Raw genomic sequence first — 5,886 nt, forward strand, 5'->3', positions numbered from 1 at the left:
GTCTTGCCCGAGTCGAGGATCTCGGCGGCGAGGCGGTGTCCGTCGGCGCGGGTGAAGGCGGCGTCGACCAGGAGGGCCTCGTGCTCGCCGGTGACCAGGGTGGCGGTCTTGTTCTTGACACCGGCGGGGAAGTCGAGGTCGAGGATCTTGAAGGTGAGCGTGCTCATGAGTGTTCCTTCGGTGCGGGACGGCGGGGGATCAGGACGTGCGGGCGATGCCGAGGGGAGCGAGGCGGTGGTCCACCTCGTCGGCGGTGGCGTGGCCACGGGCCAGGGGGACGGCGCGTGAGCCGTCGACGGCGAGCAGGGTGGGGAAGCCGGTCACGCCCAGCTCGGCGGCGCGGCGGAAGTCGGCCTCGGCCGCGCCCTGTGCCTCGGGCGAGCCGAAGGCGCCGAGGACGGCGTCGGTGTCCAGCCCCGCCGTTTCGGCGACCTGCCGATAGGTGGCGGGGTCGGACAGGCTGCGGCCGTCGACGTAGAAGGCGTGTTGCAACGCGACTGCCGTCTCGACCGCGCGGTCCGGGGCGACCTGGCGCAGGGCGGCGACACCGCGCGCGGCGGCCTCGGAGTCCATCACGAACGAACCGTCCGCGATCAGCTGCTCGTAGCCGTCGCCGAACTCGGCGCCCGTCAGCTCACTGATCTGGGCGTTCGCGCCCTGGACGTAGCCGAACTCGCGGATCGGTACCCGGCGTCCACCGACGAAGAGGCCGCCCGAGACCACCTCCACGGGCAGTCCGGGGTGGCGGGAGACGACCTCGCGGAGGGTGCCGGAGAACCCGTGGGACCAGCCGCAGTAGGCATCGAAAACGTAGACCAGCTTCATCGAGGACCTCGACAAGGGGATGACGCCCACCCACTGCGGGCGATTCACCTGATCAAACAGTAACTGACTAATCAGATATTTCCACGGTTCTGTGAACCGCGCCACACGACGTGCGGATGATGTCAGTAGACCAGCGCCGACAACTCGGCGCAGGTCAGGGGAGGCGTGGCAGGACGTCCCGAGCCGAGTGGCTGAGGATGCGCAGGTCCTGCGTGAACCGTTCGAGGTCTTCGGCGGGAAGGGGGGCGACGAAGTACCGCTTGATGTTCTCCAGGTGCACCTGAGAGGCGCGTACGGTCGTCTCCTCGCCCTGCGGGGTGAGCCGCACGAGCTTCGCGCGCCGGTCGTCGGGGGACTCGGTCCGCGCTACGAGGCCTACAGCCTCCATGCGGTCCACCAGACGGGTGGCGCCGCCCGTGGTCAGGACCTGTTCCTGGGCGATGGTCCGCATCGAAAGGCCCGGCAGGCCCGCCCGCCCGAGGATCAGCAGTACCTCGTACATCAGATGGCTGATCCCGCACTCCACTTCGAGGGCCCGCCCGAGGATGTACTCCAGCCGGTTGGCCGCCCCTTGCAGACGCCCGAACGCCAGGATCAGCTCGTGATCCGCGGCCTCCTTCGCCGTCCTGACCCCCGCCTGCTCACTCACGGCCTCGCCGCCCCTTTCGCCGTCCCGGGTCACACCGTACCGATCATGCCCGCGGCAAGCGGGGTGACGGCGGACGCTTTGTCTCCTCGTTGCGGGGACGGAGATCTGGATCGGCCGGCTCGCGGGGTCTGGGAACTGTCCGGCCCAACGTCTGCTTCATCATTCTGAAGGTGTGCGGCGACAGGTATGCGGCGACCGACGTGCCTTCGACGATGGGCGGCTGTCCTTCAGGTGGTCGGCCCAGGCCGAGCGTCGCACCAGCGGCAGGTGCAGACGCCCAGCAGCTCCGCCGGAAGGTCCGCGAGCAGGAAAGCCGGGAGGGTCACGTCATGGCCCGCATGCGCGACGACCAGGACGGGCCGGTCGCCGACCTGCCACACGCAGCCGTTGGAACGCATGGTCGTCCATGACGTCCGCTCCGGCTCCAGGGCGGCCACAGAAGAATGGGACCGCCCTGGGATCGTCTGGGACGAGTCCTCGCCCCGACCGTATGTACGGCGGGACAACCGGTCCGGGCTCGTATGGGCATCTGGCCGCAGCCAGTTGCCGACATTGACCGCCAGGACCAGCCGCCCCGCCGTCGTACAACGCGCCGTTCTCGCGCCGGTGCTCAGGCGCCAGAGACAACTCGACCGGAGTCTTCACCGGACCGTCCGCACGCAAGAGGGCGTCACGCAGCTCGAACAGCCCTTCGTGCTGGTGAAGTGCCTCTGCGGCGGAGTACGGAACCAGGCGAAGGCCGCTCTCATGTCCGGCACTCGGCCGAAGACGTCAGCAGGTTCGAGGCCACGTTCGGCCACAGGCGACAGACGTCAAGCTGCGGCTCAGTCGCGGCTCTCCCAGAACAGTCTTTCGGTCCTGTCCGGGTCGTTGACGATCCGGCACCTGGCGTCGAGCCACATCGTGGCACGGTCGGTCAGGGTGTAGGCAGGCCATCTCGGCACGCCCGCCGCCGTGGGGCGGCCCGTGTGGGCGAAGCCCGCCCACAGTTCGCTCATGTGCCGTGCGGTCGCCAGCCGTTCCGGTGATTGATCCGCGTTGAGGATGGAGCCGAGGTCCTTGTCGGTGTTGGCGAACTTGAGGTTGATGTCCGACGCGTGCGGTGAGCCGATGGGGAAATCGGTGCCGGGCACCAGGGTCGGGCTCGGGTAGGCGAGCTGGTACATGAACACGGGCGCGGCGCGCTGCGCCCGTTTGGCCTCCGCGATCTTGATCGAGTCGCGCCAGATGGGCGAGGTGGTGATCGCGAAGTAGAGCTGTGCCGGCGTCGCTCCGGGCCGCGACGCCTGGAAGGTCCGGATGATCCGGTCGAGCTCGGTGCCCTGATACGTACTGCTCAGTCTGGCGCGCAGCCCTGCCTCGTCGATGCCGAAGATGTCGCGCGGCCCGAAAAGGCTGAAGAACACCGTCTCGTCACGGCAGGTGCCGCACATCAGCGGCTTGTCGGCCGAGAAGGGCGCGGCGCCGTCGGCGAAGGGGTGCCGCGGGATGACGCTGCCGTCGACGAAGGCGCCGAAGCCGGGGAGTGTGCCGGGGTCGCCCCACGGTGGGGCACCGTTCGCGGCTTCGGACTGCTGGATCTCCAGCAGCCTCGCGGCCGGAATGTCATGGAGCCGGGGAATGTCCGTCGTGGTCAGTCCCAGTAACTCCAGCGTGCGTCCGGCCCGAGCGGTGGCACCGTCGCGGGTGGGGAAGCGCAGCGGCGCAGCGCTTTCGATCGAGGCCTTGTGGAACAGCGGCGCGGCGGCCGGCATGGTGTGGACAGCCGCGGTCTTGGCGCCGCCGCCGCTCTCGCCCCAGACCATGATGTTGTCGGGGTCGCCGCCGAAGTTCTCGATGTTCTCCCTGGCCCAGCGCAGCGCGGCGAGAATGTCCAGCATCCCCTGGTTGGCCGCGTAGTCGCCGCCGGCGAGATCGCCCAGGAACAGATAGCCCAGCAGACCCAGCCGGTGGTTGGACTCGACCACCACCACGTCGTACAGCTGCGCCAGGTGGGTGCCGTCCTGCCCGGTGGCGGAGCCGGAGCCGATCATGTAGCCGCCGCCGTGGTTGTAGAACATCACCGGCCGCCGCCGATGGTCGGCGGCGGGGGTCCAGATGTTGAGGTAGAGGCAGTCCTCGGAGGGAGCCGGCATCCGGCCGTTGCCGCCAGGACCCATCTCACCGCCCGCCACCTGGAACGCCGGGTTGGGAAAGCTCACCGCGTCGCGTACGCCGGACCACCTTGTGAGCGGCTTCGGGGCCTTGAACCGGAGTTCGCCGAGCGGCGGCGTGGCATAGGGCACGCCGAGAAACTTGGCGATGCCTTCCTCACGCCTCCCGCGGACCTTGCCGTAACGGGTTGCCGCCACGACCGTGCTCCCCGCGGGCCGCGCATGCGCCGGGAAAGGCATGCTCATCGCGGCAACCACGGACAGCGAACTGCCGATCATCGCCCTGCGGTTCATTTCCGAGCCCACCATCAGACCTCCTCCTTCGGAGAGCGCAGCCGACTGCGCTCCGGACGTTTCCCTGAAGTGTTGTGAAACGTTTCAATTCATGGCCTGGATCGACGCTGACTCACCTGTCGTTCGACTTGCTGATCCGCGGTACTTCCCGCGACGCCGGAGGCGGCCGTTCACCAAACCTCGAGACGGCATGGGTAACGAAACCCAAGAGAACGGCTGCCGCGTATGAGTTTCCCCGCCTCTGGGGCCGCAGGCGAGACGTTCGCAGCATTGTCCCGCTTTGGGATCGGGTTCTACGAGTGCCCTTCATGCCCGCGGGGATGCGCTCTTCGAGCTCACGGACGCGGTAGTGGGTACGGACGGGCCGGTGAAGACGCTGGTCGAGCCTTCGCTGACGGTCGGCACCGGTGTGGGTGCGGGCCCTGTACGTGGCACTGGACCGGGACTGGGCGGAGTCGGCACGGGGTGCACCGCGCGCCGGCCTGCCGCTGCCGAAGGCAGCCGACGGGCGCATCGTGCCGGCCGCGGACGTGAGCAGCGGTCCCCCCGATGTCCCGGCCGACCAGGACCGGCTGTTCTGCCGCAGTTGCGGACAGAACACCGACGGCAAGGAGCAGTCCGTGCCGGGTCGGCCGTACTCCTTCGCCCCGCCCTGGAAACGGGCGGCGCCTTCCGGGCCGTGCCGCTGGACAGCGTGCGTCCTGGGCCCGCCGACGACGCGGCCGCCGACGGCGGGTGTTCCTCCGCCGCTTCGGCCTGGAGCACCTCCGGTTGATGAGGCGGACACCCGGCCGGACCCGCCCGAAGCCCCGCCACGCCGGCACCGTGGGCGTGGCGGGCCCGGCGGATCACCGCCGCCCACGCCCGGCCCCGCCTCGCACTCCCGCTACGCCCCCGGGCGCAGTCCGAGCACGCCGGGCGTCGGGTCGCCCTTGACCTCGCCGAAGTAGAGGGCGAAGGTCTGCTTCCAGCGCTCGACCGCGGCGCGGTCCTCCATGAAGCGGGGGAAGCCGTCCAGGTTCCCGTTCGGGTACTCCCAGATCTTCTTCAGGCCGGCAGGCGGAGTGATGTCCGTGCGGACGGACCAGCCATTGAAGGAACCGTTCTGCATCTCTGTCGACAGCTGCCAGTTGAGGAAGAGCTTGGCGGCCGTGGTGTTCTTCGCCTGCTTGAGGATCGCGGTCCGCTGCCCCCAGGACATGAACGGGACCCCGTCGTCGATCACGAACCGCACCGGGGACGACGTCGAGGGGACTGCCGACCCCGCGGTGCCGACGCCGATCGGCAGCTCTCCGCCGAAGACGGCGTCGCCCGGGGAGTTGCTGCCTCGCGCGAACCGCACGTCCTGGGCGGCGAACCTGGCCACCCAGTCCCAGCCGTACTTCCGGGCGTACAGCGTGTAGAGGTAGAGGACCGCGTCGTCGTCGTGCGGGTAGGACGAGGCGATCTTGCCCTTCCACGTGGGGTCGACCAGGTCGCGCGGGGTGAGCCGGACGCCGGAACCGACCGTGGTTGTGCTGTACATGAAGCTGAAGGCGAGCGCTCCTGTGGCCACCCACGCACCCTGCGGATCCTTGAACGCGTCGTAGACCTTCGAGAATCCGGCGGGCTTGTAGGGGAGCAGTCGGCCCTCCTTCGCCCAGCGGGGGAAGTCCTGGAGGGTCTGGAACTGGACGACGTCCGGGACGAGGGTGTCGGTGGCGAACTGGTTGTCGACGCGGACGTCGTGGTACTTGCTGTAGTCGACGATCAGGGTCAGGTCGATGTCCGGGAAGCGGGCCTTGAAGGCCGCCTTGGTGCCGTCCTGCTGGGTGGGGGTGTCGCCACCGGCGTAGACGACGAGCTTGCCGCCTTCCGCGAGCGCGGCCCGGTAGAGCTCGTCGAGCGTCCGCGTCTCCTCCCGCCCGCCCGTACTGCGGGAACCCGCGGGGGAGGCCGCGGCCGGACTCGCGTCGGCGCCGAACG

5 protein-coding genes and 2 pseudogenes are annotated in these 5,886 nt (G+C 69.4%); all 7 read right to left on the minus strand.

The window, feature by feature from the left end:
- Nucleotides 1–167 (minus strand): annotated as a pseudogene (locus ACWCRB_RS48615) (MBL fold metallo-hydrolase); the annotation flags it as partial.
- A gap of 31 nt (nt 168–198) precedes the next feature.
- A complete protein-coding gene (locus ACWCRB_RS48620) occupies nt 199–825 on the minus strand; it encodes a DsbA family protein (RefSeq protein WP_451002193.1) in 627 nt (208 codons plus the stop codon).
- 154 nt (nt 826–979) lie between these two features.
- Nucleotides 980–1,474 carry a MarR family winged helix-turn-helix transcriptional regulator gene (locus tag ACWCRB_RS48625; protein ID WP_451002190.1) on the minus strand — a complete coding sequence of 165 codons (495 nt, stop codon included), beginning with the start codon at nt 1,472–1,474 and terminating at the stop codon, nt 980–982.
- Nucleotides 1,475–1,701: 227 nt separating this feature from the next.
- A complete protein-coding gene (locus tag ACWCRB_RS48630; protein ID WP_451002194.1) occupies nt 1,702–1,911 on the minus strand; it encodes a hypothetical protein in 210 nt (69 codons plus the stop codon).
- 45 nt (nt 1,912–1,956) lie between these two features.
- Nucleotides 1,957–2,206, minus strand: a pseudogene (locus tag ACWCRB_RS48635) (hypothetical protein); the annotation flags it as partial.
- 92 nt (nt 2,207–2,298) lie between these two features.
- On the minus strand, nt 2,299–3,936 hold the full coding sequence (locus ACWCRB_RS48640) for a carboxylesterase/lipase family protein (protein ID WP_451002191.1): 1,638 nt from the start codon (nt 3,934–3,936) through the stop codon (nt 2,299–2,301).
- Between the two features lie 871 nt (nt 3,937–4,807).
- On the minus strand, nt 4,808–5,886 hold a 1,079-nt coding region (locus ACWCRB_RS48645), incomplete at its 5' end, for an ABC transporter substrate-binding protein (protein WP_451002192.1).

Source organism: Streptomyces sp. NPDC002156, from assembly GCF_053593675.1.